This is a genomic window from Microbacterium sp. EB106-03-03-XG65, assembly GCF_058791955.1.
Genome location: NZ_JBYTEB010000001.1, coordinates 1,942,364 through 1,968,761, shown reverse-complemented (window position 1 = coordinate 1,968,761; position 26,398 = coordinate 1,942,364). Strand labels below are relative to the sequence as shown.

Genomic DNA, 26,398 nt, shown 5'->3' with positions numbered 1-26,398 from the left:
CAAGATTCACTGCTGGCACAACCCCCAGCCTACGCCGCCTCCATGCACGCGGGCTGGATGTCGCACGGCTCGGATGCGCGTCATCCGGCCAGGGCGACGGAGCGCGGTGTGATAGTTTTCAGCCCATGCTCGCGAACTTCACCTGGTGGCCCGCCTCTTAGGCGGTGTGTTCGCGTTCCCACGAATCCAGACCGCCTCCGGGGCGGTCTTTTCGTTGAGCCGAGCCGGAGCCACGCACAGGAGACACCGATGACCCTCTCACGTCTAGCCGAGCTCACCTCCGATCCCACGGCGTCGTTCGTGCTGATCGCGCGTGACGGGGCCGACACCGTCGAGCTGCTCACGGGCGAGGTCGTCGACGTCGACCTGCTCGCAGACATCCCGCTCACGATCGACGGCGCACGCCGCGAGGTCTTCGCGATGGTGCCCTATCGCCAGGTGCGCGAGCGCGGCTTCGTCGCGCAGGACGACGGCGCCCCGCTGCGCTGCATCGTGGTCGAGGAACACCTTCAGCTGGAGACGGCGTCGCTGCTCGCAGACCTCCCGACTGCACCCGTCGCGCTGAGAGACGGCGGCTTCGACATCGGCGACGATGAGTACGCGAAGATCGTCGAGACCGTGATCGCCGACGAGATCGGCCGCGGCGAGGGCGCGAACTTCGTGATCCGCCGTGATTTCACGGCCGAGATCGATGTCGACGACCGCACCGCAGCCCTCACCTGGTTCCGCGCCCTGCTGACGCACGAACGCGGCGCGTACTGGACCTTCGCGGTCGTCACCCCCGGACACATCGCCGTGGGCGCGAGCCCCGAAGCCCACGTCGTGGCTCGTGGCGGCGTCGTCACGATGAACCCGATCTCGGGAACGTTCCGCCACCCCGCGGGCGGCGCGACCAGGGAGACGCTGGTCGACTTCCTCTCCTCGACCAAGGAGACCGAAGAGCTGTTCATGGTGGTCGACGAGGAGCTCAAGATGATGAGCGCCGTCTGCTCGGACGGCGGCCGCATCACGGGCCCGCACCTGAAGGAGATGTCGCGCCTCACCCATACGGAGTACATGCTCCGAGGGCGCAGCACCCTGGATCCTCGCGACATCCTGCGCGAGACGATGTTCGCGCCGACCGTCACGGGCTCGCCCATGCAGAACGCCTGCGCGGTCATCCGGCGCCACGAGCAGAAGCCGCGCGGGTACTACTCGGGCGTGGCAGCGCTCTTCACACCGAACGACGACGGCGGACACGACCTCGACGCCCCGATCCTCATCCGCACCGTGTACGTGCAGGGCGGATCGCTGAACGTGCCCGTGGGGGCGACGCTCGTGCGCCACTCCGACCCGCACGGCGAGGTGTCGGAGACTCACGGCAAGGCTGCCGGCGTGCTCGGAGCCATCGGTGCGATCGATCGCGACAGCGCGGTGGAGGCCCGCGAGGACGCGGATGCGCCCGGTCGACCGCTCTCGCTCGCCGAAGATCCCACCGTCACCGCTCTGCTGGCCTCGCGGAACTCGCGTCTTGCCGAGTTCTGGCTGAACCCACAGGGCGAGGAATTCACAGGTCCGTTCGCCGGACGCTCCGCGATCGTCGTCGATGCCGAGGATCGCTTCACGACCATGCTCGCCCATCAGCTGCGACACCTCGGTCTCGATGTCACGATCAGCCCGTGGAGCGACGCCGACGACGAGACACTCGATCGCGCTGACCTGGTCGTCGCGGGCCCGGGCCCGGGTGACCCCCGAGACGAAGACAGCGCGCGGATTGCGCGCATGCGACATGTCGTCGCCCGCCGCGTCGACGCGGGCGCACCGCTTCTCGCGGTCTGCCTCAGCCACCAGATCCTCAGCGATCGCCTCGGCATCGACCTCACCCCGCTGGACGCTCCCCACCAGGGACTGCAGAAAGCCGTGCACGTGTTCGGTGAGGATGCGTCGATCGGCTTCTACAACACGTTCACGGCGCGCGTCTCCCCCGGCACGGCGCAGATCGGATCGGCTGAGGTCTCGGCCGACCCCGACACGGGCGACGTCTACGCGCTGCGCGGCGCACATTTCGCCTCGGTTCAGGGGCACCTCGAGTCGATCCTGTCGCGCGACGGGATCCGCACTCTGGAGCGTCTCGTCGCTCACGCTCTCGCCTGAGCCCGCACGCGCATTCGGCCTGATCGGCCGCTGGTCTCACCCCCCGAAGATGTTCACGGGGTTGAAGAGATCCGCGAGCAGCAGCAGAGCTCCCATGCCGATCAGCAGCGTCGCGACGACGACGGTGAGCGGCACGAGCTTCGTCGCGTCGACCGGCGCGGGTGGCGGACGACGGAAGAGCTTCGCCCAGGCCCGACGGACGCCGTCCCAGAGCGCCACGACGATGTGTCCGCCATCGAGCGGAAGCAGCGGGATCAGGTTGAAGACGAAGAGCGCGACGTTCAGTGAGCCGAGCAACCCCAGGAGCACCGAGAAGCGGTTCAGGACGGGCGCGTCCGTGGCTGCGACCTCTCCCGCGATGCGCCCCACGCCGACCACGCTCAGCGGACCGTTCGGATCTCGTTCGCTGCCCGTGACCAGGGAGACGCCGACATCCCAGATGCGCACGGGGAGCGTGAGGATCATCGACCCGACACGCACGACGGTGTCTGCGGCCATCTGCGGTCCGGCCGAGAGCGGCTGCTGCACGAAGCCCATCTGCGCTGCCATCCCCACATAGCCGACCTCTTTCACGACCGGCTGACCGTCATCACCCAGGATCGGCTGACCACTGGCATCGGTCAGCGTGCGTTCGGCCTCGACCGGGGTGATGGTCAGGTCGGTCTCCACCCCGTCGCGCCGCACCACGAGGGCGAGTTCCTCTCCGGGCGCCGCCTGCACGATCGACGTCGCTTCGGCGAAGGTCGAGACGGGCGTGCCGTCGATCGACACCAAGACGTCGCCGGGCTGGATGCCGGCCTCGGCCGCCGGTGTGGGCGGATCTTCGGCGGAGCACTCGGTGGCCGTCGACGACGCCGGCAGAACGCACTGATTCACCGCGGCGATGGTCGTCGTACCCTGCTGGACCCCGATCCCGGAGACGAGCACCGTGAAGATCACGACCGCCAGGATCAGGTTCATGAACGGGCCGCCGAGCATGACGACCACGCGCTTCCACACCGGGAGCCGGTAGAAGACACGATCCTCCGCGCCTTCCGCGATGGTCTCGTCGTTGGCCGCGCGGGCATCCTGCACGAGTGATCGGAAGACTCCGCTCGCGGGTCCCGCCGTCTTCGAAGCCGGGTACATGCCGGACATCGAGATGAAGCCGCCGAGCGGCAGCATCTTGAATCCGTATTCGGTCTCGCCTATCCGCCTCGACCACAGCCTCGGCCCGAACCCGATCATGTACTGGCCGACGCGCACGCCGAAGAGCTTCGCGGGCAGGAGATGACCGATCTCGTGCAAGCCGATCGAGATACCGAGGCCGATCAGCATGAACAGGATGCCGGCCAGGTAGAGCAGGATTTCCACTCCCCCACGCTAGTGCTCGCCGCCTAGGAATACGCCCCATGCTCGGACGTGCCGACGGCGGCCGGCCGGGTAGGCTCTGACGGTGACTCCCCGCCAGCTGCGACTCCTGCGCGCAGCATCGGCGTCCACGGTGGCCACGACCCTCGCCGCGGTGTCGCATACGGTCGCCGGCGGCTCGGTTCCGCATCCTCTGCTCGTCGTCGCGATGGCATCGTTCCTCGTCCCGCTCGCCGCGGTGCTTCTCGGCGCGCGGGCGTCGCGATCCCGAGTGGCGGCGACCGTCGTCGTGGCCCAGACCCTGTTCCATGGTGCGTTCCAGATGCTGGGCGCTCCGTCCGCGACCGCGGTCGTCTCCGGCCATCAGCACCATCTGGACCTCAGCGCGCTGGGCACCGCGGTCTCCTCAGCGGCACCCGGCTCCTCCTCCCTGATGCTTCTCGGCCACCTGCTCGCCGCAGTCCTGACGACCGCCGCACTGTGGCATGGCGAATCGATGGTGCGCGCCATCGCCGGGTGGGTCGAGGCGCGGCTGCGCCGAGCGATCCCGATCTTCCGCGCACCGCACGAGAGCCCCGCCCCGCCGATCCTCCCCCACCCGCGACCGATCGCCTTCGCGCCCTCGGCGTGCGTCTCGCGCCGCGGGCCGCCGCTGTTCTCCTGATTACTCGTGCGCCTCGTCGAGGCGTCCCATTTTCGGCGGATGCCGTGCACATCCAGCGCGCCCGCACATCAGCACTCAGGAGTATCACCATGCGTTCCACCACCCCCCGCACCCTGACCACCGGCCTCATCGCAGGCGCGATCCTCGCACTCGCCGTGCCCATCGCAGCCAGCGCCCATGTGAGTGTCACCCCCGACGAACTGGCCGCCGGCGACCACGGCGTGCTCACCTTCTCGTTCGCCCACGGCTGCGACAGCTCGCCGACCACCTCGCTCAGGATCACGATGCCCGAAGGGCTGACCTCCGTCGCGCCGACGGCGGACAGCGACTGGGCGATCGACATCGAACGAGGCGAGGACGGACTCGTCAGCGCTGTGACCTACACCGCTGTCACGCCCGTCGCCACTGACCTCCGAGGCGCCGTTAGCATGTCGGTCGGACTCGACGAGAGCACTCCCGAGTCCCTCGCCTTCCCCGTGATCCAGACGTGCGTCGAAGGCAGCACTGAATGGACCCAGCTGGCCGACGACGGCGAGGACCCGCACGACCTCGATGCACCCGCACCCGTCGTGACGGTCGGCGCGGCTGACGCCGACCACGCAGACCACGCAGACCACGACGATGAGGCGACCGCCGAGGGCGACGCCGCCGACCCCGCTGGCTCGACGGCCCCGGACGCTCTGCCCGCAGTGCTCGGGGCGGGCGGTCTCGTGGCCGGTCTCGCCGCGCTCGTCGTGTCCGTGCTGGCCTTCCGCCGCAGCGCGTGAGCCGTGGCGCGTCTCCTGGTCAGCTCCGCAGATCGGGAGACGCGCCGCACCCGGCTCGCGCGCGACGACGTGAGATCATGGGAGAGACATGTCGATTGAACAACAACCGAGCCTGCCTCCCGTGCTCCGCCCCGCGAACCCGCCCCGGCGTGAGCTGTCCGAACTCGCCTCCCGATTCGCCCGCGACGTGCGCGGCGACACGGCCGGTGTCGACGTGACGGGAATCACTCTCGCCACCGCCGATCTCCGCGCCGGAGAGGCCTTCGTCGCCATCCGGGGAGTGAACAGGCACGGCGCCGAGTTCGCAGCCGCGGCCGCGGAGAAGGGCGCCGTCGCGATCATCACCGACGACGCAGGCGCCGAGATCGCCGCTTCCGCCGGGCTCCCGATCCTGATCGTCGACGATCCGCGGGGCGTTCTCGGGGCGCTCAGCGCGTGGGTCTACGGCACCGGCGCTGACGACGCACTGCCTCTCCTGTTCGCGACCACCGGGACGAACGGCAAGACGAGCGTGTCGCACCTGCTCGAGGGCATCCTCGACCAGCTGGGCGTGGTCACCGGACTCTCCTCGACGGCGGAGCGGCACATCGCCGGAGAGGTCATCGTCTCGCGGCTCACCACGCCCGAGGCCTCGGAGATGCACGCACTGCTCGCGCTGATGCGTGAGCGCGACGTCGAAGCCGTCGCGGTCGAGGTGAGCGCGCAGGCGTTGTCGCGCCACCGCGTCGACGGCATCCGCTTCGATGTCGCGGGCTTCACGAATCTCAGCCACGATCATCTCGACGACTACGCCGACATGGAGGAGTACTTCGAGGCGAAGCTGCCGCTGTTCCGCCCCGACCGTGCGCGGCGCGGCGTGGTGTGCATCGACTCCGCCTCGGGTTCGACCGTGGTCGAACGAGCGGAGATCCCGATCGTCACCGTCGGGACGCCGTCCATCGCCGCCGACCCCGATGCGGCCGGGAGTGCCGACTGGGTGGTCGTGATCGACGACGAGCGCACCACGGGCACCACGTTCACCCTCACCGGTCCCGCCGGATCGCTGACCACTGTGGTCCCCGTCATCGGCCCCCACATGGCGGCCAATGCCGCGCTCGCGATCGTCATGCTCCTGGAGGGCGGCTACGCGTGGGATCGGATCGTCGCAGCCCTCGAGCGCGACGGGGCGATCAAGGCGTACCTTCCGGGACGCACGCAGCTGGTCTCAGGCGACACCGGGCCTGCGGTCTTCGTCGACTTCGGACACTCTCCAGACGCCTTCGAGAAGACCCTGGCCGCCGTACGCCGCGTGACGCCGGGCAAGGTCCTGATGCTCTTCGGAGCCGACGGGGACCGAGACGCCACGAAACGGTACGACATGGCGCGTACTGCGGTCGAAGGCAGCGACATCCTCGTCGTGACCGACCATCACCCGCGCTTCGAGAATCCGGATTCGATCAGAGCCACCCTGGTCGAAGGCGCCCGCAAGGCTCGTCCGGACGCGGAGATCCATGAGTTCTCACCGCCCGAGAAGGCGATCGTCGCCGCGATCGACCTCGTCGGTGAAGGCGACGCCATCCTCTGGGCAGGGCCAGGGCATCAGGACTACCGGGACATCCGCGGCGTCCGCACGCCGTACTCGGCCCGCGAGCTGGCCCGACGGGCGCTTCGCGCCGCCGGATGGCCGGTGCCCGAGCCCAGGTGGCCGGTGCCGTACACCGACGCGGACTGAGCGCGGCGCTGCCGTCAGGCCTGAGCGATCAGCTGATCGGCCTTGCGGCGCGCCCACGCCTCGGCCTCGGCCAGGGACTCGACCGTGAGGCTCGGCGGCGGCTCATGCGCGTCGATGACCCTGGCGATCGTGTCGACGATCGCCAGGAACGAGAGTCGTCCCTCGTGGAACGCGTCGACCGCCTGCTCGTTGGCCGCGTTGTAGACGGCGGGGAATGTGGCGCCCGCGCGCCCCACGGACTTCGCCAGGGCGACGGCAGGGAATGCCGTATCGTCGAGCGGCTCGAACGTCCACGAAGTCGCCTGCGTCCAGTCGAGGGGACGCCCGACCCCGCCGACCCGGTTCGGCCAGTCGAGTCCGAGTGAGATCGGCAGACGCATGTCGGGCGGGGAGGCCTGTGCGATCGTCGATCCGTCGATGAACTCGACCATCGAGTGCACGATCGACTGCGGGTGCACGACCACGTCGATGTCGTCGTACGCGATGTCGAAAAGCAGGTGAGCCTCGATCACCTCGAGTCCCTTGTTGACCAGGGTCGCGGAGTTCGTCGTCACCATGCGCCCCATGTCCCACGTCGGGTGGGCGAGCGCCTCCTGGGGAGTGATGCCGTTCATCTCATCGCGGGTGCGCCCTCGGAACGGCCCTCCGGATGCCGTGACGACGAGACGCCTCACTTCGGCGTGCGTGCCGCTGCGAAGAGCCTGCGCCAGAGCGGAGTGCTCGGAGTCGACCGGCACGATCTGATCCGCCTTCGCTGCGGCGAGGACCAACTCGCCGCCCACGATGAGCGACTCCTTGTTCGCGAGCGCCAACGTCCGTCCCGATTCCAGCGCTGCCAGAGTCGAGCCGAGTCCGATCGAGCCCGTGATCGCGTTGAGCACCACGTCTGCCTCGACGTCGCGCACGAGCTGCTCGGCCTCTGCCGCGCCGAGAGCCGTGTCCTCGACCTGGAAGGCCTCGGCCTGCTCCGCGAGCTTCTCGGCATTCGAGCCTGCAGACAGACCCACCAGTTCGAACCGACGAGGATTCGCGCGGATGACGTCGAGCGCCTGAGTGCCGATGGAGCCGGTGGAGCCGAGGACGATGATGCGACGCATGCCGCCAGCCTATGGCACGTCCCCGGCTCCTCCGCTGCTACTGAACCTGCTCGAGCGGCGTCGTTCCGATGATGTCGACCACGAACACGAGGCTCTCGCCGGTGAGATCGTTCTCGTTGATCTCACCCTCGCCGTACCCGTCCTTCGGGGGCATCGTCACGATGACCTGGGATCCGACCTTCTGCCCTTCGAGGGCAGTCTTGAATCCGGTGACGACGCCGGTGGTCGGGAACTGTGCGGGGGCCGCGTCGCGGCTCCAGCTGGAGTCGAACTCACTGCCGTCCGACCACTTGACGCCGCGATACTGCACGGTGACCAGATCGCCCGACTCGACGACTGCGCCATCGCCCTCCTTGAGGACTGCGACCTCGGTCTCAGCCGGCGCGTCGCCGTCCGGGAGCGTGATCGTGGGCGCGCCCGCGTCATCGAGCTCGACCGTCGGCATGCCCTCGGTGGGGTCCACCTCGGTGCCGGTGGCGACGGTCGGCAGCTTGTCGATCGTCTCGACGTAGAGGACGCTGGGGTTGGACCCCTCCTGCGCGGCAGGCAGGGTCAGCACGACGCTCGATCCGAGCGGAAGGCACTCGGCCGCGACCGTGAACACGGTCGACTGTGTCGGGTCGACCATCTGCTGCGACTGCTGCTGAGCGAGCAGGGCGGGCAGCACGCCGTCCGGGCCGCGCTCCGACGTGCTCAGGACCTCGTTGGTCGTGGCATCCACGAGCTGGTAGCGCAGCGAGACGAAGTCGCCGGGGAAGAGCTCGTCTCCGTCGCCCTCTGAGATCACGGTGCGCTCGGCGGCCGCGAGATCGGCTCCCTCGGGAACGGTGATCTTCGCGGACGCGCCGCTGCCCTCGACCGTCACGGCGTCGGATCCTGCTCCGGAAGGGAGGTCGGCGAGGCAGGACGGGTCCGCCGAAGCTCCGGGAGTCGACGTCGACTCGGGAGCCGCATCGCCGGAACACCCCGCAAGCAGAAGGGTCGCCGCGGCGACGGTGGACAGGACGATGAGCGGACGCTTGCGCACAGTGGGACCTCAGGATCGCGGGCGGGACACACCATCATCTCTCATCGGCCTTTGCCGAGGCTGTGAGACGCGCGCACGTCCACCATTCCCGGTGCGGCATGGATCCGGGGGTAATCTGCTCTGATGACGTCAGAGCAGTCCGTGGAGCCCGAATCCTCGCCCGCAGAGACTGCGAAGCCTCGCCACGCCGGATTCGCGTACGCACTCGGACGCAGCCTGATCACACCGCTCGCTCGCCTGATCTACCGCCCGCGCATCGAAGGCCGCGAGAACGTCCCCCTCGAGGGCGCGGTCATCTTCGCGAGCAATCACCTGTCGTTCATCGACTCGATCGCCATCCCGGTCGCCGCTCCGCGGCCCGTTCACTTCCTCGCCAAGTCCAGCTATTTCGAGGGAACGGGTCCACGTGGGTGGCTCAGCAAGACCTTCTTCGAGTCCATCGGAGCGATCCCGGTGCGACGCGGCGCAGGGCAGGCGGCACTCGATGCGCTCGACCTCCAGCGTCAGCTTCTCGACGAGGGACTCGCGGTCGCGCTCTACCCCGAGGGAACACGCTCCACAGACGGGCGCCTGTACAAGGGACGCACCGGGGTGGCGTTCCTGGCGCTCCAGACGGGTGCACCGGTCGTGCCCGTGGGGCTCATCGGCACCGATAAGGTGATGCCGGTCGGTGCCAAGGTCCCGACGCTCAAGGAGAGGATCACGGTGCGCTTCGGTGCGCCGCTCGACCTGTCACCGCACGGACCTGCGTCCAGTGGTCGCGCGCGCCGACTCGCGACGGATGAGATCATGGCCGCCATCCATGCGTTGTCGGGCCAGGAGCTCGCCGGCAGCTACAACGAGGCACCCGCCCAGAACACGATCGAGAAGATCAGGCAGGCACTCCCCCACGAGCGTCGCTGAGCCCGACCGGCGTCACTCGGCCTGCGCGGTGACCGTCGCCTCGTGGCGAACCGGGAAGTTCATCGAGTTCGCGATGAAGCACCACTGGTTCGCCTGGGCGTGCGCGTGCTCCGCTGCCTCGACCATCGACGCATCCGCGACGACGACCTCGGGTCGGAGCATCACCTCGACGAATGCTCCCCCGCCGGTACCGTCCTCGCGCATGAATCCCGAGGCCGTGTCCCGATAGGAGACGACGACGACTCCGGCCGTCACGCACGCATGCAGATACGACAGCAGGTGGCACTCCGAGAGCGATGCGAGCAGCAGGTCTTCAGGGTTCCATCGGGTCGGGTCGCCGCGGAACGGCTTGTCCGAGGATGCCAGCACCTCGGGCTTGCCTTCGACGTGGAGGGTCACATCGCGCCGGTAGTCGCGGTAGCCACTGGTACCGGAGCCGGTGTTCCCGGTCCAGGTGGAGGTGAGGGAGTAGTGATGCTCGCCAAGCGCGGCGTGACGATCTGCCATATCCCCAGTCTGCCAGCGCCTCCGCCACCTCGCGACGCTTCGCCCGCCGCTCAGTCTCAGAGGGTGGCCGCCGCCGCAGGTATCCTTGGCTGGTGCTGGAAACTATCACCGTGCCGGATGCCGTAGAACTCGCCGTTGTCGAGCGGAGCGGATTCGTCGAATCCCGCCACGCAGGAGCGGCCGTCGTGCTCTCCCCTGACGGTGAGGTCATCGCGCGTCACGGGAACGCCGACGCGCTCATCCTCCCCCGCTCGAGCCTGAAGCCGCTGCAGGCCATCGCGTGCATCACCGCAGGTGCGGTGCTCGAAGGCGAGCGCCTCGCCCTCTCGACCGCGAGCCACAGCGGCACGGATCGACATGCGTCGGTGGTGCGCGACATGCTCGCCGAAGGCGGCCTGACCGAGGACCACCTGGCGTGTCCTCCGGCGTGGCCGACAGACACCGCCTCGCGCGATGAGATGGTGCGCGAGCACATGGCACCGGCGCGCATTCGCATGAACTGCTCCGGCAAGCACGCCGCGATGCTGCGAGCCTGCGTGGCGACCGGTTGGCCCACCGAGGGCTATCTCGACGTCTCCCACCCGCTGCAGGCGCACATCCGTGAGGTGATCGAACGGCTCACGGGCGAGAAGATCGCTCACACGGCGATCGACGGCTGCGGTGCGCCGGTCTACGCGATGAGCCTGACGGGACTCGCGCGGGCCATCCACCGCATCGGTACCGCCTCGGACCGATCGCCGTTCGCCCTGCACCGGGTCGCCGGGTCGCTCGTGCGCGCGGTTCGCGAGCACCCGTGGACCATCGACGGCCCCGGGCGCCCCGACACGCTGGCGATCGAGAAGCTCGGTGTCTTCGCGAAGGGCGGCGCGGAGGGCGTCATGGTCATGGTCGCCCAGGACGGCACTACCGTCGCGCTGAAGATGCTCGACGGTGCGTCGCGCGCCTCGACGATCGTGGCGGCGACGCTGCTGTCGAGGGCCGGAGCGCTGACCGAGGCCGACGTCGCGACGCTTGCGGCGGCGCTCCCTCTCGAGGTGCTCGGCGGCAGCCAGAGTGTCGGTGTCATACGGCCGGGAAGCGGCATCTGACGCCGCTCGGTTCCCGGGCTCCGCGCACCCTCGACGTCCGTCAACGCGGCACGAGCGTCGGCAGGAACACTCTTCTGGGCGGACCGTCTGCCAGCAGCGACCACGCGCGTCCGGCGTGAATCGCGGCATATGGCGGAAGGTGACGTATTCCGGCGAGCTGTCGCAACTCACTCGGGTTCTCCGCACGAATCAGCACCTCTCCTTCGCCGCGCACACGCTGCCAGAGAGCCCATTCGCGGTGCCACACCTCCGCCTCACCGACGACGATGACCGGCCCGGTGGCAGTGTCGATCTCTGTGTGCTGCCCGGACGCCACCACCACGGTGTACTCGGGGTGAGCCGACGCGAGCGCATGAGCCACCGAGGCGGCACCCGCAGTCACCAGTGCTGTCAGCGCTCTGGACGGCGACCACGAGGGCGTCTGGCGCGAACGGCCGTCGCGCGTCCGTTCGTCAGTCGGCCGACGAACGACCGGCACCCAGGCCACCTGCACCTCGCGGTCGCCGAGCACCGCTCGTCCGGCGGGCCTGTCTCGGTCGAACGTCTGCGCATCGCCTCCCGCGGCGAGATGCTCGACGCGGCTGGGCATGCGCAGCAGGGCGCGCCGTGGAAGCGCATCGAGGATGCGCCCGACCGCTCCGGATGACCTCGACGCGGTCAGGATGAACGTCGTCGCCGCCGAGCCGCGGATCAGCTGCTCCCAGAGCTGAGCCAGGTGCTGACCATGCTCGAGCGGGAGATCTCCGATGAGCGCGTCGATCTCGTCGCACAGGATCAGTGGCGGCGCAGCATGCGATCGCTCGACGAGCTGCACGAGCATGTCCCATGCGGCTTCTGCATCGGCGGGGATCCAGACAGCACCGTCGCATTGCTCTGCGAGAGCTCGGAGGGCAGAGGTGCGTCCGCTTCCCGCGGCGCCCAGAATCGCCACCCCTCGATCGACACCGGGACGGATCAGTTCCATCGGCTGGCTCTGACGCTGTGGATCATCCGCCCTGCCCAGCACGAGCGCGCCGTCGGGCGCTGCAGGGCCGATCTCGTCGAGCGGGATGAGCCGGGCGAGCGCCGGCAGCCAGGGGCTCGCGGCCCTCTGCTCATTCCCCCATCTCACCGCCGCAGCACGGAGGTCGGCGGCGCCGGTGAGCGCCACCCGCATGGCTGCCGGTTCTCGGTCTCGCGGGCGCCGGAGAAACGCGATGCCTCGTGATTCGAGTCCACCCGGGAGTTCGGACGCCGCGTCCGTGCCGAGGACCAACCGGCTGTCTGCCGCGTCGCTCACTCGCAGACTGAGCCGTAGCGGGCAGTTCGCCGCAAGTGCGTCACGGATCACGCCTGACGCCCGCTGAGTGCCGAGGATGAGATGCATGCCGAGCGCCCGGCCGCGTGCGGCGATGTCGGTGAAGACCCCACCGAGCTCGGAGTGCTCCTGCAGAAGTGCCGCGAACTCATCGACCACGATCACGAGCCGCGGCATCTCGACAGCACTGATATCGCGAGCCCCGGCAGCAGCGATGACCGATTCGCGCCGACGCAGCTCAGCACGGAGACTGGACACTCCGCGCCTCGCACCGTCGTCGTCAAGGTCGGTGATGACTGCTGTCACATGCGGCAGCACCCGCAACGGCTCGAAGGCCGTGCCGCCCTTGAAATCGGCGAGGACGAACAGCACCCGCGTGGGGCCGTACACGGCTGCCATCGCTGTCACCCAGGTGACCAGGAGCTCGCTCTTGCCTGCTCCGGTCGTTCCTGTCACCATCGCATGCGGACCGTCGTCCACAAGATCGAGGACCATCGCATCGCCAGCGCCTCGCCCGATCGTCACTGGAAGACCTCCCGGTGCGGAGGTCTGCGTCAGCTCGGCCAACGAGACGGCATCCGGCAGCACCTCGATGTCGTCGGCCTCCCCTGCACGATGAGCCGCGGCGGCCCTCGACTGCGCGAGGGACAATGCCTCCGCATCGACGTCGAAGATCCCCTCCGCCGTGCGCACCGTCGCACCACGGAGCTCGCGCACGTCCATCACAGTGGTGACCCCATCGGGCACCTCCTCCCCACCCTTCAGAAGCCAGATCACCGCTTCGCTGTCAGGAAGCGCCTCCCCCGTCCGAGCGACTCCCAGTCGGAAGACCCCCCGCCGCGCTGTCTGAACGTGGGGGAAGTCACTGAGTCCGAGTGCGGCGACGGCCTCACCCTCCAGCGAGAGACTTCGTGGTCCGAATCTCACGCAGAGCTGAACCGCGAGCGCTCTGGCGACCGCCGCGGTGATCGGGGCAGGACCGCGCAGCGCAATTCCGCCTCCGAGCGCCACCACTATCGGAACCCGCGATATCGTCTGGCACCGGCGCTGGAACGCGCGCTCCCTCTCGCCCTCGCCACCTGACGCTCGAAGTCCGCTGGGCAGCGATCCGCTGCCCACGACGATGTCCGTGCCCGCATCAGGACGCTCTCTTCCTCGCAGCGGAGGGTGCGCGAGACAGACCGCCGCGTCGGGGTTCCGGTGCCAGCGTCTTTCCCGCTCTTCATCGTGGCGGGACACGAGCTCGTTCTCGGCGTCGGTCCACGCCTGCTCTCCCTCGATCATCGCCGCGCGGCGGGTCTTACGTCGTGCGCGTGCGCCATCGATGACGGAGGCCAACATCATGAGCGGACCGAGTGCCGCGAAGCACAGCGCGAAGAGCGAACCGGTGATCAACCAGAGGGCGACTCCCCCGACGACGGGAACGAGTGCCGCCACGATCGGGACGGGTGGTCTGCGCGCATCGACCTGCGCAGCGGGAATCACAATGGGGAGAGAGTCCATACCCTCCAGTGGACCGCATCACGGCGGGGACAGAACGCCCTCCACAGGGCGGAACGACCTAGTCGTCGAGCTCGAGCGATGTGGAGGAGGATTCGGCGGCGACCTGCACGATGACGAGTGTCACGTTGTCACGCCCGCCGTTCTCGAGCGCCGCTGCGAGCATCGCATCGACCGCTTCGGCGGGATCCGCGTTCTCCCGCAGAAAGTGCTGGATTCCGTAGTCAGTCAGTTCTTTGGTGAGTCCGTCCGAGCAGATGACGAATCGGTCACCCGTTCGGAGGTCGAGAGCCACGTAGTCGGGAGCCGTCAGTTCGCTTGCGCCGACCGCACGCGTGATCACGTTGCTGTACGGGTGTCCCTCGGCCTCTTCGGGACTGATCTTGCCCGATGCGATCAGCTCCTGCACGACCGAATGGTCTGTCGTGACCTGCACAAGCCGGTCGTCGCGAAGAAGGTACACGCGCGAATCCCCGATGTTCAACGCCACCCAGTGCGGCTCTCCGTCTCTGAACTCGAGGAAGATGCCGGTGAGCGTCGTGCCTGTGCCCTCGTCCGTGGTCTCGGGGTGATCGGCGATGTCTGCGACGGCGAGCTGAAGAGCGCCCTCGATCGACGAGCGTTCGACATCTCCCGCTGCGGCGACGGCCTCGAGCCGTTTGACCGTGCTGGAGCTGGCGATCTCGCCTCCCGCGTGGCCCCCCATGCCGTCGGCGACGATGAACAGCGGATACGCAGCGAGGAATGCGTCCTGATTGGTCTCACGGCGACGGCCCACATCGGTCACGCCCGCCCAGGAGACGATCAGGTCCCCGTCGGAAACGGTGACGCTGTGCGTCTTCGTCGTCGTCTCAGCCACGCGTTGCCTCCGAATTGCCCGGGAATCGGGCCGCCCCAGCATATCCACACATCGTAGCGGAGGCGGAGCGCAGGCCTCGCCGTCCGGTCGCGTCACCGACCCCACCGGGCCTCGGACCTGTGACAGACGAAGGAAGTCCTGGTGCGCCGACAGCGCGCTGCGAGGTGACCATGCTTCCACGCTATCGCCTCGGGCGGCTGTGGCCGCATTCCACGCGGTGCCGCCGCACGCACAGAGCCCCCGGCCGAAGCCGGGGGCTCTGTGTCGCTCGGTTATGCCGGCGGCTGCGTCGGGTCCGACGGCGGTGCCGCAGGACTCGCGGGCGGGGCCGGAGGACCAGCGGGCGGTGCGGGCGGGCCCGCGGGCGGAGCTGACGGTGCAGCGGGCGGGGCCGCGGGAGGTGCCGGCGGCACCTGCGGGGCGGCCGGCGGGACCTGCGGGGCTGCGGGAGGCACGCCAGGCCCCTGAGGATCCGTCGGACCTGCCGGCGGCGCATATCCGGGCTGGGCCGGCGGCGTGTATCCGGGCTGTGCCGGCGGCGCGTAGCCCTGAGGGGCCGGAGGCGCATAGCCCTGCGGCGCGCCATAGCCCTGCGGTGCCCCGTACCCCTGCGGGGCGGCCGGACGCGGCTGCACGGGGACACCCTGCCACACCGTGGTGTCGGCGAGGAGCTTGTTCGTCCCCCACGAGGCCGGAGCGATGTTCGGGTTCCACTGCGACTTGTCGAACGCGTTGATGCCGAGCCACACGACCGGGAGGAAGAAGTACAGGATCACCCAGACGGCGTCCTTCTGCAGCTTGAGGCCGACGCGCCACGCAGCGATCAGATCGAGGATGCGGGCAGCGATTCCGACGAGCGGAAGAATCAGGAACCACCCGAGGAACGGGATGACCGCGCCGAGGATTCCCGCCCCGAGGAGGTAGAGGATCATCCAGGGACTGAGGTCGCCGAGCTTGTAGAAGATCATCGTGTTGTACACGGGCACCCAGGCCCGCCATTTGCCCTGCACGCCGGCCTTTTCGAAGACCTTCATGTAGAACCACGAGTAGATCGCGTAGATGGCCAGAGGCAAGACCGTATAAACCAGAATCAGGGCGACCAGAGCGCCGCCCGAAAGCCCGCCGTAACCGTAGTAATCGTCGTACATGATCCCCTCCGGATCCCATGGAGCGGCGCCGTGCGCGCCGCGTCACCCACCATAGCGGTGCCCCGATATTACGGGCAACGACCCACGCCGCCGTCCGTCACAGTGGTCGACGCATCCGTCACTCGGCGACGACGAGCTCGAGAACGCCCGGATCACCCGAGTCGCGCAGCACCACACCCTGGCTCTCCGCCCAGCTTCGCAGGGCGCGGAGGGAGCGGATCCGCGGACGGTCTTCTGCGAGCGTGCGCACGAGGACGCCCTTGGACTTCTTGTTGAAGTGATTGAGCGCGCGCCCGTTCTGCGTGACGACGCGCACGTACGCCGTGGAGACCGATGGCGGCACGGGCCCGAGCGACACGTAGGCCTCGCTGCGCAGGTCGAGAACGAACGACGGCGACTCGGCGGCAATGGCTGCACTCGTCGCGTCGGCCCAGTGTCGACGGAGAGCCGGAACCCCGGGCAGCGCCGCTCCCGCGGCGAGACGATAGGCGGGGATGCCGTCGAGTGCGCCCACCGGGCCGAAAGGGGCCGAGTGTATCCACACGTGGGATGCGAGCCACCGCCGGGATGCGCTCGGCAGAGTCGCAGCGTCGAGAGCATCGTAGAGAACGCCGGTATAGCGATCGACCGCCGGCATGGTCGCAGAGGACAGCAGCGCGCGGTTGTGTGCGATCTCCCCCGCCTGCTTCGCACTGAGCTTGAGGACTCTCCGCGACTCGTCCTCATCGGCAGCGAGCTCGACGAGGGCGTGGGCGACCGCCCGACGTTTGTCGACGAGCGCGGGCAGCGAGAGCGCGGCCAGATCGAGAGGAGAGCCGGCGCCGCCTGCTCGCTTCGTCTCAGATGGCGGAAGCAGAATCTTCATGAATCCTCGGTAACACAGACACGTCCGCCTCGACCCACAGGGGCCGAGGCGGACGCGATGAACTGAACTGCTCAGGCGATGAGAGCCGCGTTGCCTGCCACGATCGTCAGGACATCGCTCTCCATGGAGAGGAATCCGTCCTGTGCGTTGGCGAGCACCTTGGTGCCATCCGTCTGCGTGATCCGGACCTCGCCCTGAGCGAGGATCGCCAGGACCGGCTCGTGGCCGGCCATGAATCCGATCTCGCCCTCGACGGTCTTGGCGACCACAAGGCTCGCCTCTCCCGTCCAGACCTCCGCGTCCGCGGAGACGAGGCTGACATGCAATGCCATGATCAGCCGTTCTCCTTCTGGATCTTCGCCCACTGCTCTTCGACGTCGGAGATTCCACCGACGTTGAAGAAGGCCTGCTCGGCGACGTGGTCGAAGTCGCCGCGCGCGATCGCATCGAACGACTCGATGGTCTCCTTGAGCGGGACGGTCGAACCCTCGACACCCGTGAACTTCTTGGCCATGTAGGTGTTCTGCGAGAGGAACTGCTGGATGCGACGTGCACGCGACACGACGATCTTGTCCTCTTCGGAGAGCTCATCGACACCGAGGATGGCGATGATCTCCTGCAGTTCCTTGTTCTTCTGGAGGATCTGCTTGACCGTGGTGGCGACGCGGTAGTGGTCCTCGCCCAAGTAGCGGGGGTCCATGATGCGCGACGTCGAGGTCAGCGGGTCGATGGCCGGGTACAGACCCTTCGACGCGATCTCACGCGAGAGCTCCGTGGTGGCGTCGAGGTGGGCGAACGTGGTCGCCGGAGCCGGGTCGGTGTAGTCATCGGCGGGCACGTAGATCGCCTGCAGCGAGGTGATCGAGTGGCCACGGGTCGAGGTGATGCGCTCCTGCAGGAGGCCCATCTCGTCGGCGAGGTTCGGCTGGTATCCCACGGCGGAGGGCATGCGACCCAGGAGCGTGGAGACCTCGGAACCGGCCTGCGTGAAGCGGAAGATGTTGTCGATGAAGAGCAGCACGTCCTGCTTCTGCACGTCACGGAAGTACTCCGCCATCGTCAGAGCCGAGAGGGCGACGCGCAGACGCGTTCCCGGCGGCTCGTCCATCTGGCCGAACACGAGGGCCGTCTTGTCGAAGACACCCGCCTCTTCCATCTCGTGGATCAGGTCGTTGCCCTCACGGGTGCGCTCACCGACACCGGCGAACACCGACACACCACCGTGGTCCTGCGCGACGCGCTGGATCATCTCCTGGATGAGGACGGTCTTTCCGACACCGGCGCCACCGAACAGACCGATCTTTCCACCCAGCACGTACGGCGTGAGGAGGTCGATCGACTTGATGCCGGTCTCGAACATGGTGGTCTTCGACTCGAGCTGGTCGAAGTTGGGAGCCTTGCGGTGGATCGGCCAGCGCTCGGTGACTTCGATCGTCTCGCCGGGCTCGAGGTTCAGGACCTCGCCGATGACATTGAAGACCTTGCCCTTGGTGACGTCGCCGACGGGGACCGAGATGGCCTCGCCGGTGTCGCGCACCTCCTGGCCGCGGACGATGCCGTCGGTCGGCTTCAGGGCGATCGCGCGCACCAGGTCGTCGCCGAGGTGCTGCGCGACCTCGAGCGTGATCTCCGTGGACTCCTCGCCGATGGCGATGGTGGTCTTCAGAGCGTTGTAGATGTCGGGGATCGAGTCGTGCGGGAACTCGATGTCGACAACCGGACCGTTGACGCGTGCGACGCGCCCGACGACCGCGGTCGCCGGCTGGTCAGCCGTGGCGGTGGTAGTCATTTCCGTCTCTTTCCTGATGGTCTATTTGCTCGACGAGAGGGCGTCGGCGCCGCCGACGATCTCCGCGATCTGCTGCGTGATCTCCGCCTGGCGCGCATTGTTGCGCAGACGGGTGTAGTCGGTGATGAGCTTGTCGGCGTTGTCGCTGGCCGACTTCATCGCCTTCTGCGTCGCGGCCTGCTTGGCGGCAGACGACTGCAGGAGAGCGTTGAAGACGCGGCTCTGGATGTACACCGGCAGGATCGCGTCGAGAACCGTCTCGGCATCCGGCTCGAACTCGTACAGCGGGTAGACGGCGCTTCCCGCTTCCGAGTCATCGGCTTCCGCGATCTCCAGCGGAAGCAGACGCACGGATTCCGGCGACTGCGTCATCATGCTGACGAAGCGGTTGTACACGAGGTGGATCTCGTCGACGCCGCCCTCGTCCGCGCCACGCGAGAAGTCCTCGAGCAGCGTGGCCGAGATCTCCTCCGCCGTGTGGAACGACGGCGTGTCGGTGTCGCCGGTCCACTCCGCAGCGGCCGCGATGCGGCGGAACTGGAAGTAACCGACCGCCTTGCGTCCGACGAGGTAGAACACCGGCTCCTTGCCCTGCCCGCGCAGGAGCTCCGCCACCTCGAGACCCTCACGGAGGATCTGCGAGTTGAAGGCTCCGGCGAGACCGCGGTCCGACGAGAAGATCACGACCGCGGAGCGGCGGATCGTCTCGGGCTCGCGGGTGAGCGGGTGGTCGACGTTCGAGTGCGTCGCGACGGCGGACACGGCCCTCGTCACGGCCCGCGCGAAGGGGCTGGACGCTTTGACGCGTGCCATCGCCTTCTGGATGCGCGAAGCCGCGATGAGTTCCATCGCCTTCGTGATCTTCTTGGTCGTCTGAGCAGAAGAGATCTTCTGCTTGTAGACCCTGAGTTGAGCGCCCATGAATTCAGTTCCTCACGCGATTACGCGCGACGACCCTTGACGATCTTCTCCTGGTTGACGTCCTCAGCCTCGGCTGCAGCGTGCTCCTCGTGACCCGGGGCGCCGATGGCCTGCCCCTTGCCACCCTGGAACTCCAGAAGGAAAGCGTCGGTGTGCTTGTCGAGCTCGGCGACGGTGTCGTCATCGAGGACGTTGGTCTCGCGCAGGGTCTCGAGCACCTTCGTGTTGCGACGCAGGTAGTCGAGCAGCTCGCGCTCGAAGCGCAGGACGTCGGAGACCTCGAGCGTGTCGAGCTTGCCCTTCGTTCCCGCCCAGATCGAGACGACCTGCTCCTCGACGGGGTACGGCGAGTACTGAGGCTGCTTGAGCAGCTCGGTCAGACGCGCACCGCGGGAGAGCTGACGACGTGAAGCCGCGTCGAGGTCGGACGCGAACATCGCGAACGCCTCGAGCGAGCGGTACTGCGCGAGCTCGAGCTTCAACGTTCCCGAGACCTTCTTGATCGACTTGACCTGAGCGTCACCGCCGACTCGCGAGACCGAGATACCCACGTCGACCGCCGGACGCTGGTTGGCGTTGAAGAGGTCGGACTGGAGGAAGATCTGGCCGTCGGTGATCGAGATCACGTTGGTCGGGATGTACGCCGAGACGTCGTTCGCCTTGGTCTCGATGATCGGGAGACCGGTCATCGAACCCGCGCCGAGCTCGTCGGACAGCTTCGCGCAACGCTCGAGCAGACGCGAGTGCAGGTAGAAGACGTCACCCGGGTAGGCCTCGCGGCCCGGCGGACGACGCAGCAGGAGCGACACTGCGCGGTAGGCCTCGGCCTGCTTCGACAGGTCGTCGAAGATGATGAGGACGTGCTTGCCGCCGTACATCCAGTGCTGGCCGATGGCCGAACCGGTGTAGGGCGCGAGGTACTTGAAACCGGCGGGGTCGGATGCCGGAGCCGCCACGATGGTGGTGTACTCCAGAGCGCCGGCCTCTTCGAGCGCGCCCTTCACCGAAGCGATGGTCGAGCCCTTCTGACCGATGGCGACATAGATGCAGCGCACCTGCTTGTTGACGTCGCCCGACTCCCAGTTGGCCTTCTGGTTGATGATCGTGTCGATCGCGATGGCCGTCTTGCCGGTCTGGCGGTCGCCGATGATCAGCTGACGCTGACCGCGGCCGACGGGGATCATGGCGTCGATGGCCTTGATGCCGGTCTGCATCGGCTCGTGCACGGACTTGCGCTGCATGACACCCGGTGCCTGCAGCTCGAGCTCGCGAACGCCTTCGGTGGCGATGGAGCCGAGGCCGTCGATCGGGTTACCCAGCGGGTCGACGACGCGACCGAGGTAGCCGTCGCCGACGGGAACCGAGAGGACCTCACCCGTGCGGGTGACTTCCTGGCCGGCCTCTACGCCGGTGAAGTCGCCGAGCACGACGACACCGATCTGGTGCTCGTCGAGGTTGAGCGCGAGACCCTTGGTGCCGTCCGCGAAGGTGACGAGTTCGTTCGCCATCACCCCGGGCAGTCCCTCGACATGCGCGATGCCGTCGGCTGCGTCGATGACGGTGCCGACCTCGGTCGCCGCGGCCCCAGTGGGCTCGTATGCTGCGGCGAAGTCCTTCAGCGCGTCACGGATGACGTCGGGGCTGATCGATAGTTCTGCCATTGTCTTCCCTTTGTATCTGGGTGCGCGGTTCCCCGCGCGAAGTCGTGTTAGCCGGCGAGCTTCTGGCGAAGATCGGCGAGACGGGCGGAGATACTGCCGTCGATGACGTCATCGGCGATCTGCACGCGCAGGCCTCCGACGACAGAGGGGTCGTTGACCTCGTTGAGCGAGATCTTGCCGTCGTAACGACGCGAGAGAGCGTCGCTGAGACGGGTGCGCTGTGCGTCGGTGAGCGGTGTGGCGCTGTGCACCGTCGCGACCACACGGTCGCCCTGGTCGGCGACGACCCGCGTCGCACGGGTGAGCATCTGCCTGACACGGCGGTCACGAGGCTGACGCACCAGCGACGAGACGATCACAGCGGTGGCGTCGCTGACGCCTCCGGCGAGCAGCCTGTCGACCAGTGCACCCTTGGCGTCTTCTCCGCCGAGGCGGCTACCGAGCGCGAGCTCGAGCTCCGCATTCGCGGCGATCACCCGGGTGAAGCCGAAGAGCTCTCCCCCGATGTCCGCCTGCGGCTCGGCGATCGCAGCAGCCCTGATCGCGAGCTCCTCGATGCCGTCCACGAGCTGGGAAGCAGATGACCAGCGCTCGGCGACGACCGTCTTCAAGACGTTCTGCGCGTTCTGCGAGAACCCGCCGAACACCGCTGCGACGACGTTCTGTCGCGCCACGGCCGGAGCCGAGGGGTCAGCGAGCGCGCCGCTCAAATGAGACGACTCCGCCACGGCGCGCGCGGCTGCGAACAGCTCCCGCGCCGTGTCGAGAGTGACGTCCTTCGCTGCGGCAAGCGTCTGAGTGGATGCCGCGAGTGCCTGAGTGGTCGCGCTGCCCATTACTGAGCCGCCTTCTCGGATGCTTCGAGGTCGGCGAGGAAGCGGTCGACGACCGCAGTCGCACGTGCATCGTCGGAGAGCGTCTCGCCGACCACGCCACCGGCGAGATCGATCGCGAGCGATCCGACCTCGCTGCGCAGCGAGACGAGAGCGGTCTGCCGCTCGGCCTCGATCTGCGTGTGCGCCGTCGCCGTGATGCGAGCAGCCTCGCTCGACGCGGTCTCCTTGGCCTCGGCGACGATCTTCTTGCCGTCCTCACGGGCGGCCTCACGGATCTCACCGGCCTCGGTACGCGCCTCGGCGAGCTGCCGGGTGTACTCCTCGAGTGCGGCCTCAGCCTGCTTCTGCGCCTCGTCGGCCTTGGCGATGTTGCCCTCGATCGCGGCTGACCGCTTGTCGAGCAACGCCGTGAACTTCGGAAGGGCGACCTTCCACACGACGACCAGGATGACGAGGAACCACAGGCCCGACCAGATGATGTCGTACCACGCAGGGATCAGCGGGTTAGGCGTCTCTCCCTCGGCTGCGAGGTTCGTGACAAGAGCGTTCAGCATCCTGTCTCCTTCAGAAGTCGGTACGGATTACGGGAAGGGGATGAATCCGACGGCGATGCCGACGAATGCAAGCGCCTCGGTGAAGGCGATACCGATCCACATGAGGACCTGGAGGCGGCCGGCCAGCTCGGGCTGACGAGCGACACCCTCGATGGTCTTGCCGACGACGATGCCCACACCGATGGCCGGGCCGATTGCTGCGAGGCCGTAGCCGACCGAAGCGAGGTGACCGTTGATGTCTGCGAGAACCGTAGTAGCGTCCACGGGTTTTTCCTTTCGTTGGGTGGGCCGGCAGTCGCCGACCCGCTCAGTGCCTAGTGGGCTTAGTGCTCTTCTGCGACCGCGAGCTGGATGTAGACCGCGGTGAGGACGGTGAAGACGTATGCCTGGAGAACGGCGACCAGGATCTCGAAGAGAGTGAAGGCGCCGCCGAAGGCGAGGGTTCCGACACCGAGAGCGGCCCAGCCGCCACCTGCGGTGAAGAAGAAGAACTGGGTGGCCGCGAAGCACAGCACCAGGAGCATGTGGCCGACGACCATGTTCATCAGGAGTCGGAGCATCAGGGTGACCGGCCGGATGATGAAAGTCGAGAGGAACTCGATCGGCGTCACGATGATGTAGACGGGCCACGGCACACCGGAGGGGAACAGCGCGTTCTTGAAGAAGCCGACGGGGCTCTTCTTGATTCCGGCGTAGATGAAGGTGATGTAGCTGACCAGAGCCAGCGTCAGCGGCACGGCCGCGATGCTGGTTCCCGCGATGTTCAGGAACGGGATGATTCCCGTGATGTTCATGAACAGCACCATGAAGAAGATCGTGGTGAGGATCGGCAGGAAGCGGTTGCCGTCCTTGCGGCCGAGGAGGTCGTGCGCGATGTTGGTGCGGACGAAGTCCAGACCCATCTCGACGACGCTCTGGAAGCGGCCGGGGACGACCTTCATCCGGCGGGTTCCGAGAACCAGCAGCAGCACGACCGCGACGACCGCGATCAGCTGCACGAGGTGGATTCGGTGCACGGGGATACCCGCGACTTCGAAGAGGATCTCCGGGAAGAACTCGTTGATCGAAGGTCCGTGGAACTCGCCGTCAGAGGCGAGTTTGGGCATCAGGGTCGCAGCAAGATTGAACAGCGCGGGCTCCAGCTTCGGGGCACCGGTCAGAACCGGGGCGACGATGGTCGGTGTGCTTCAAGCGCAAGCGCTCGCGGGCGAGCGGCGGGCACGTGTCAACACTATCAGAATAAGAGGGTGCCCTAAGACCGCGGGGCATCCTCCGCCGGACCATCCTGCTCGCGTGGTTCCGGAACGATGTGGTGCCTTCCCGGAGCGCGATCCTCGGGCACCACAGTGGGCAGCTCGACGCCGGGGGCGCGGTCGATCGGCGCCTCCGACGGGAGTGACGCGTCGCTGACGTTCGGCAGGCGCATCCGGGTGATGACGATCACGTCGATCACGAGGGTCGCCACGACTCCGATGACGATGGAGAGGAAGAACACCATCGGCTCGATCCAGGGCTGGCCGCTGAGCACGATCATGATCACGACGAACAGGCCGAGCTTCAGCAGCCAGCCACCCAGCACGATCGCGAAGAACAGCTGCACGTAGAGCGGGTCGCCGAACCAGCGGTTCGCGATCAGGATGCTGAGGGCGGTGATGCCGAGGAACAGCATGGAAAGCACGACTCCCAGCAGACCGCTCACCAGGCCCTCTCCCCCACCGACGAGAAGACCGATCACACCGGCCACGATCGCGAGGACCACCATCGACAGGGCGGACCAGAGGAGCGTCTTCCTCAGGATCGGGTTGCTGGAAACGGGGCTCGGGCTCACGGGGACTCCACGGGTTTCGGGTCGGGCTCAGCAGACGCCGCAGTCTTGCGTCGGCGCGAAGGATTCAGGGTGATGACGAGGCAGGCGGCGATGCCGACCACGCCGAAAGCGACGCCCGGAAGATACTGTCCGGGCCAGTCCTCGCGCGCACCCACGTACATCAGCAGCACCGCGAGAGAGATCACCGCGGTCCAGGCGTAGAAGATGAGCACGGCATCGCGGTCTCGGTGCCCGAGGTCGAGCATCCGGTGGTGCAGATGCTTGCGATCGGGCGAGAACGGCGATTTGCCGGCGTTCATGCGTCGCAGGACCGCGAGACCGAAGTCGAGGAGGGGCAGCAGCACCACGAGGAGCGGGAGGAGGATCGGGATGAAGGCACCGAGCAGCTGGGAGCGGCCGAGCCGTTCGAGGTCGAGCGCCGACGGCTCGAGCTGCCCGGTGACGGCGATCGCCGAGGTGGCCATCAGCAGACCGAGCACCAGTGCACCCGAGTCCCCCATGAACAGCTTGGCGGGACTCCAGTTGAAGGGCAGGAAGCCGAGGCACGCGCCGATCAGCACGGCGGCGAGGAACGAGGCGAGGTTGAAGTAGCTCGACGCACCCGTGTCTCGCGTCAGGATGTACGAGTACGCGAAGAAGACGCCGTTCGCTATCAGGCAGACCCCGGCGACCAGGCCGTCGAGTCCGTCGATGAAGTTCACGGCGTTCATCACGATCACGATCGCGAACATCGTGATCGTGATGCTGAGCCAACTCGAGAAGACGATGAGGTCGCCGAACGGGAGCGACAATATCTGCAGTCCGCCGCCGACCGTGATGATCCCGGCAGCGAGGAACTGCGCTCCGAGCTTGATCATCCAGTCGAGATCCCACAGGTCGTCGACCACTCCGATCACGGCGATCAGGAAAGCCGCGGCGAGGATCGACCACATCGTCTGCGGTGGCATCCAGATCGTCGCGAAGAATGGGTTCGCGGCCGACACCGCCATGGTGATGGCGATTCCCAGGAAGATCGCGACTCCCCCGAGACGCGGGGTCGGAGTCGTGTGGACGTCGCGCTCGCGGATGCTCGGATAGAGCTTGAACCGCAGGCTCAGCTTCCAGACCGCCCAGGTCAGCGCGAACGTGATCGCAGCGGTGATGAGGACGGTGAAGAGGTACTGCTTCACGACTCCCCGTCCGCGTCGGCCTGCGCAGGAGCAGGCTCGAGCAGGTCGCCGAGCACCTCCTCGAGCCGCTCACGGCTGATCGCGCCGTCACGCAGGACTCGCACTTTGCCGGTGCTCGGGTCAGGCGCGCGCGCCACGAGCGAGGTCGCGTCGACGATCGTAGAGGCGACGCCGGTCTCGCTGACGCCGTCGGCGAGGTACACGGACACGCTATCGCCGAGCATCCGCTCCGCGTCTTCCGCGGTGGTCGCGGCGTCATGGCCGGTGAGGTTGGCGCTCGAGACCGCGAGAGGGCCCGTCTCGGCGAGCAGCTCCAGCGCCACCCGCCCTTCGGGCATGCGCACGGCGACCGTGCCCAGAGTGTCGCCGAGGTCCCAGGCGAGCGACGGCTGAGCGGGGAGCACGATGGTCAACCCGCCGGGCCAGAAGGCGTCGACCAGACGCCGCACCGGCTCCGGCACGGATTCGGCCAGCGCTTCGAGGGTCTCGATCGAGCCGATCAGCACGGGCGGCGGCTGGTTGCGACCGCGTCCCTTGGCGTCGAGCAGCCGCTGCACGGCCTGCGGTGAGAAGGCGTCGGCGGCGACCCCGTAGACGGTGTCGGTGGGCATGACGATGAGCTCGCCGCGACTGATGGCCTGGCGCGCGTGACGCATTCCGGCGAGGAGCTGACCGTCGTCGCCGCAATCGAAGATGGAGGACATGACGAGTCGATTCTAGCCGG

General features: G+C 67.7%; 25 protein-coding genes. 6 read left to right on the top strand and 19 right to left on the bottom strand.

The window, feature by feature from the left end:
• Window positions 1-249: 249 nt before the first annotated feature.
• On the top strand, window positions 250-2,133 hold the full coding sequence (locus AC3WS6_RS09215) for a chorismate-binding protein (RefSeq protein ID WP_492500731.1): 1,884 nt from the start codon (window positions 250-252) through the stop codon (window positions 2,131-2,133).
• 36 nt (window positions 2,134-2,169) lie between these two features.
• Here AC3WS6_RS09215 and AC3WS6_RS09210 read toward each other — a convergent pair whose 3' ends face one another.
• On the bottom strand, window positions 2,170-3,486 hold the full coding sequence (locus AC3WS6_RS09210) for a M50 family metallopeptidase (protein WP_492500730.1): 1,317 nt from the start codon (window positions 3,484-3,486) through the stop codon (window positions 2,170-2,172).
• A gap of 82 nt (window positions 3,487-3,568) precedes the next feature.
• Here AC3WS6_RS09210 and AC3WS6_RS09205 point away from each other — a divergent pair, with 82 nt between their 5' ends.
• The 3 genes from AC3WS6_RS09205 to AC3WS6_RS09195 all read left to right on the top strand — a co-directional run bounded on the left by AC3WS6_RS09205 (window position 3,569) and on the right by AC3WS6_RS09195 (window position 6,625).
• On the top strand, window positions 3,569-4,147 hold the full coding sequence (locus tag AC3WS6_RS09205) for a hypothetical protein (RefSeq protein ID WP_492500729.1): 579 nt from the start codon (window positions 3,569-3,571) through the stop codon (window positions 4,145-4,147).
• Between the two features lie 89 nt (window positions 4,148-4,236).
• Window positions 4,237-4,914: a YcnI family copper-binding membrane protein gene (locus AC3WS6_RS09200; protein WP_492500728.1), complete on the top strand. Its 678-nt coding sequence runs from the start codon at window positions 4,237-4,239 to the stop codon at window positions 4,912-4,914.
• Between the two features lie 88 nt (window positions 4,915-5,002).
• Window positions 5,003-6,625, top strand: a complete 1,623-nt coding sequence (locus AC3WS6_RS09195; RefSeq protein WP_492500727.1) for a Mur ligase family protein — start codon at window positions 5,003-5,005, stop codon at window positions 6,623-6,625.
• A 14-nt stretch (window positions 6,626-6,639) separates the two neighbouring features.
• On the opposite strand, the gene dxr is transcribed toward AC3WS6_RS09195, so the two are convergent.
• Window positions 6,640-7,722, bottom strand: coding sequence for a 1-deoxy-D-xylulose-5-phosphate reductoisomerase (gene dxr / locus AC3WS6_RS09190; protein WP_492500726.1), 1,083 nt, complete (start codon window positions 7,720-7,722; stop codon window positions 6,640-6,642).
• A gap of 37 nt (window positions 7,723-7,759) precedes the next feature.
• Window positions 7,760-8,749, bottom strand: coding sequence for an FKBP-type peptidyl-prolyl cis-trans isomerase (locus AC3WS6_RS09185; protein ID WP_492500725.1), 990 nt, complete (start codon window positions 8,747-8,749; stop codon window positions 7,760-7,762).
• Between the two features lie 123 nt (window positions 8,750-8,872).
• Here AC3WS6_RS09185 and AC3WS6_RS09180 point away from each other — a divergent pair, with 123 nt between their 5' ends.
• Window positions 8,873-9,652, top strand: a complete 780-nt coding sequence (locus AC3WS6_RS09180) for a lysophospholipid acyltransferase family protein (RefSeq protein ID WP_492500724.1) — start codon at window positions 8,873-8,875, stop codon at window positions 9,650-9,652.
• Between the two features lie 12 nt (window positions 9,653-9,664).
• On the opposite strand, the gene AC3WS6_RS09175 is transcribed toward AC3WS6_RS09180, so the two are convergent.
• Entirely contained in the window at window positions 9,665-10,159 is a 495-nt protein-coding gene (locus AC3WS6_RS09175) for an OsmC family protein (protein WP_492500723.1), read from the bottom strand.
• 92 nt (window positions 10,160-10,251) lie between these two features.
• Between AC3WS6_RS09175 and AC3WS6_RS09170 the strand changes: the two genes are divergently transcribed.
• Window positions 10,252-11,247, top strand: a complete 996-nt coding sequence (locus tag AC3WS6_RS09170; protein ID WP_492500722.1) for an asparaginase — start codon at window positions 10,252-10,254, stop codon at window positions 11,245-11,247.
• 40 nt (window positions 11,248-11,287) lie between these two features.
• Here the strand turns inward: AC3WS6_RS09170 and AC3WS6_RS09165 are convergent, their stop codons facing one another.
• From AC3WS6_RS09165 to AC3WS6_RS09095, 15 genes are all read right to left on the bottom strand, one after another.
• On the bottom strand, window positions 11,288-14,047 hold the full coding sequence (locus AC3WS6_RS09165) for an FtsK/SpoIIIE domain-containing protein (RefSeq protein ID WP_492500721.1): 2,760 nt from the start codon (window positions 14,045-14,047) through the stop codon (window positions 11,288-11,290).
• A 58-nt stretch (window positions 14,048-14,105) separates the two neighbouring features.
• Entirely contained in the window at window positions 14,106-14,903 is a 798-nt protein-coding gene (locus tag AC3WS6_RS09160; RefSeq protein WP_492500720.1) for a PP2C family protein-serine/threonine phosphatase, read from the bottom strand.
• A gap of 272 nt (window positions 14,904-15,175) precedes the next feature.
• Entirely contained in the window at window positions 15,176-16,051 is an 876-nt protein-coding gene (locus tag AC3WS6_RS09155) for a large exoprotein (RefSeq protein WP_492500719.1), read from the bottom strand.
• A 118-nt stretch (window positions 16,052-16,169) separates the two neighbouring features.
• Window positions 16,170-16,916, bottom strand: coding sequence for a YaaA family protein (locus AC3WS6_RS09150; RefSeq protein WP_492500718.1), 747 nt, complete (start codon window positions 16,914-16,916; stop codon window positions 16,170-16,172).
• A 71-nt stretch (window positions 16,917-16,987) separates the two neighbouring features.
• Window positions 16,988-17,248: a F0F1 ATP synthase subunit epsilon gene (locus AC3WS6_RS09145; RefSeq protein WP_053095764.1), complete on the bottom strand. Its 261-nt coding sequence runs from the start codon at window positions 17,246-17,248 to the stop codon at window positions 16,988-16,990.
• 2 nt (window positions 17,249-17,250) lie between these two features.
• Window positions 17,251-18,705 (bottom strand): F0F1 ATP synthase subunit beta, encoded by a 1,455-nt coding sequence (atpD, locus tag AC3WS6_RS09140; RefSeq protein ID WP_492500717.1) that lies wholly within the window; start codon window positions 18,703-18,705, stop codon window positions 17,251-17,253.
• A 21-nt stretch (window positions 18,706-18,726) separates the two neighbouring features.
• Entirely contained in the window at window positions 18,727-19,626 is a 900-nt protein-coding gene (locus AC3WS6_RS09135) for a F0F1 ATP synthase subunit gamma (protein WP_053095762.1), read from the bottom strand.
• A gap of 20 nt (window positions 19,627-19,646) precedes the next feature.
• Window positions 19,647-21,287: a F0F1 ATP synthase subunit alpha gene (atpA, locus tag AC3WS6_RS09130; RefSeq protein ID WP_053095761.1), complete on the bottom strand. Its 1,641-nt coding sequence runs from the start codon at window positions 21,285-21,287 to the stop codon at window positions 19,647-19,649.
• A gap of 47 nt (window positions 21,288-21,334) precedes the next feature.
• Window positions 21,335-22,123, bottom strand: coding sequence for a F0F1 ATP synthase subunit delta (locus AC3WS6_RS09125; RefSeq protein WP_492500716.1), 789 nt, complete (start codon window positions 22,121-22,123; stop codon window positions 21,335-21,337).
• Complete coding sequence (locus tag AC3WS6_RS09120; protein WP_201469477.1) at window positions 22,123-22,677, bottom strand: F0F1 ATP synthase subunit B; 555 nt, start codon at window positions 22,675-22,677, stop codon at window positions 22,123-22,125. Before AC3WS6_RS09120 ends, AC3WS6_RS09125 begins: the two co-directional genes overlap by 1 nt.
• Window positions 22,678-22,704: 27 nt before the next feature.
• Window positions 22,705-22,941 carry an ATP synthase F0 subunit C gene (atpE, locus tag AC3WS6_RS09115; protein ID WP_042541851.1) on the bottom strand — a complete coding sequence of 79 codons (237 nt, stop codon included), beginning with the start codon at window positions 22,939-22,941 and terminating at the stop codon, window positions 22,705-22,707.
• A 59-nt stretch (window positions 22,942-23,000) separates the two neighbouring features.
• A complete protein-coding gene (atpB, locus tag AC3WS6_RS09110; RefSeq protein WP_201469476.1) occupies window positions 23,001-23,783 on the bottom strand; it encodes a F0F1 ATP synthase subunit A in 783 nt (260 codons plus the stop codon).
• Window positions 23,784-23,929: 146 nt separating this feature from the next.
• Window positions 23,930-24,505 carry a Cg1360 family ATP-synthase-associated protein gene (locus AC3WS6_RS09105; RefSeq protein ID WP_492500715.1) on the bottom strand — a complete coding sequence of 192 codons (576 nt, stop codon included), beginning with the start codon at window positions 24,503-24,505 and terminating at the stop codon, window positions 23,930-23,932.
• The gene (locus AC3WS6_RS09100; protein ID WP_492500714.1) at window positions 24,502-25,674 is read right to left on the bottom strand and encodes an MraY family glycosyltransferase; all 1,173 of its coding nucleotides are present in this window, start codon (window positions 25,672-25,674) and stop codon (window positions 24,502-24,504) included. The genes AC3WS6_RS09105 and AC3WS6_RS09100 overlap by 4 nt, the downstream gene beginning before the upstream one ends.
• Complete coding sequence (locus tag AC3WS6_RS09095) at window positions 25,671-26,378, bottom strand: L-threonylcarbamoyladenylate synthase (RefSeq protein ID WP_492500713.1); 708 nt, start codon at window positions 26,376-26,378, stop codon at window positions 25,671-25,673. The genes AC3WS6_RS09100 and AC3WS6_RS09095 overlap by 4 nt, the downstream gene beginning before the upstream one ends.
• Window positions 26,379-26,398: the final 20 nt, after the last annotated feature.

Bases quoted from the DNA above. Each gene is read 5' to 3' on its own strand.
- AC3WS6_RS09215 (WP_492500731.1), top strand. From the start codon at position 250: ATGACCCTCTCACGTCTAGCCGAGCTCACCTCCGATCCCACGGCGTCG.
- AC3WS6_RS09200 (WP_492500728.1), top strand. From the start codon at position 4,237: ATGCGTTCCACCACCCCCCGCACCCTGACCACCGGCCTCATCGCAGGC.
- AC3WS6_RS09195 (WP_492500727.1), top strand. From the start codon at position 5,003: ATGTCGATTGAACAACAACCGAGCCTGCCTCCCGTGCTCCGCCCCGCG.
- dxr (WP_492500726.1), bottom strand. From the start codon at position 7,722: ATGCGTCGCATCATCGTCCTCGGCTCCACCGGCTCCATCGGCACTCAG.
- AC3WS6_RS09180 (WP_492500724.1), top strand. From the start codon at position 8,873: ATGACGTCAGAGCAGTCCGTGGAGCCCGAATCCTCGCCCGCAGAGACT.
- AC3WS6_RS09175 (WP_492500723.1), bottom strand. From the start codon at position 10,159: ATGGCAGATCGTCACGCCGCGCTTGGCGAGCATCACTACTCCCTCACC.
- AC3WS6_RS09165 (WP_492500721.1), bottom strand. From the start codon at position 14,047: ATGGACTCTCTCCCCATTGTGATTCCCGCTGCGCAGGTCGATGCGCGC.
- AC3WS6_RS09155 (WP_492500719.1), bottom strand. From the start codon at position 16,051: ATGTACGACGATTACTACGGTTACGGCGGGCTTTCGGGCGGCGCTCTG.
- AC3WS6_RS09150 (WP_492500718.1), bottom strand. From the start codon at position 16,916: ATGAAGATTCTGCTTCCGCCATCTGAGACGAAGCGAGCAGGCGGCGCC.
- AC3WS6_RS09145 (WP_053095764.1), bottom strand. From the start codon at position 17,248: ATGGCATTGCATGTCAGCCTCGTCTCCGCGGACGCGGAGGTCTGGACG.
- atpD (WP_492500717.1), bottom strand. From the start codon at position 18,705: ATGACTACCACCGCCACGGCTGACCAGCCGGCGACCGCGGTCGTCGGG.
- AC3WS6_RS09135 (WP_053095762.1), bottom strand. From the start codon at position 19,626: ATGGGCGCTCAACTCAGGGTCTACAAGCAGAAGATCTCTTCTGCTCAG.
- atpA (WP_053095761.1), bottom strand. From the start codon at position 21,287: ATGGCAGAACTATCGATCAGCCCCGACGTCATCCGTGACGCGCTGAAG.
- AC3WS6_RS09125 (WP_492500716.1), bottom strand. From the start codon at position 22,123: ATGGGCAGCGCGACCACTCAGGCACTCGCGGCATCCACTCAGACGCTT.
- AC3WS6_RS09120 (WP_201469477.1), bottom strand. From the start codon at position 22,677: ATGCTGAACGCTCTTGTCACGAACCTCGCAGCCGAGGGAGAGACGCCT.
- atpB (WP_201469476.1), bottom strand. From the start codon at position 23,783: ATGCCCAAACTCGCCTCTGACGGCGAGTTCCACGGACCTTCGATCAAC.
- AC3WS6_RS09095 (WP_492500713.1), bottom strand. From the start codon at position 26,378: ATGTCCTCCATCTTCGATTGCGGCGACGACGGTCAGCTCCTCGCCGGA.